1 protein-coding gene is annotated in these 468 nt (G+C 48.9%); it reads left to right on the top strand.

Annotation, left to right across the window (positions count from 1 at the left end; genetic code table 11):
* Positions 1-468 (top strand): recombinase family protein (locus tag IEY11_RS15000; protein ID WP_243184033.1); only part of this gene is annotated, 468 nt, incomplete at both ends.

The raw sequence follows: 468 nt of genomic DNA, 5'->3' as shown, positions 1-468 counted from the left end.
GATATGCTGGAAAAATACTGCGAAAAGCAGGGATGGGAGGTTGTGGCAGTCTATCAGGACGATGGCTTCACAGGTCTTAATATGGAGCGTCCTGATTTACAGAGAATGTTGAGAGCCATTGAGCGCAGGCAAATCAACCTTGTCATCACGAAAGACCTCAGCCGACTGGGGCGGAACTATCTGCAAACCGGGCATTTGATTGAGGACTTTTTCCCAAGAAACGGTGTCCGCTATATCGCCATGAATGACGGTATCGACACCCTGCGGGATAACAACGATATTGCCCCGTTCAAGAATATCCTGAACGAGATGTACAGCAAGGATATTTCCAAGAAAGTCCATTCCTCTTATCTTCTGAAAGCGCAGAAAGGACAGTTTACCGGGTGTCTTGCCCCGTTTGGGTATCGGAAAGACCCGGAGGACAAAAACCATCTGCTCATTGACGAGGAAACCGCCCCGATTGTGCGA

The organism is Butyricicoccus faecihominis (assembly GCF_014648015.1).
GTDB lineage: Bacteria > Bacillota > Clostridia > Oscillospirales > Butyricicoccaceae > Agathobaculum > Agathobaculum butyriciproducens.
Note: the sequence above shows the minus strand (reverse complement) of the source record. Positions and strands in the feature narration are given on the sequence as shown.